Below are 226 nucleotides of genomic sequence, written 5' to 3'. Positions count from 1 at the left end.
GAAAAAGGTTTCCGCACCCAAGATTCTTCAGTCGCTTCGCTCCTTCAGAATGACATCTAATCGCCGTTTGCTAATCGCTATTCGCTCCTTCAGAATGACAACTAATCGCTGTTCACTATTTGCTATAAGAATGACATCTAATCGCTGTTTGCTATTTGCTATAAGAATGACATCTAATCGTTATTCGCTTCGTTCAGAATGACATCTAATCGCCGTTCACTGTTTG

The organism is Candidatus Aquicultor secundus (assembly GCF_002791875.1).
In the GTDB taxonomy this organism is placed as follows: domain Bacteria; phylum Actinomycetota; class Aquicultoria; order Aquicultorales; family Aquicultoraceae; genus Aquicultor_A; species Aquicultor_A secundus.
The sequence above is the reverse complement of the archived record's forward strand: the minus strand, read 5'-3'. Positions refer to the sequence as shown.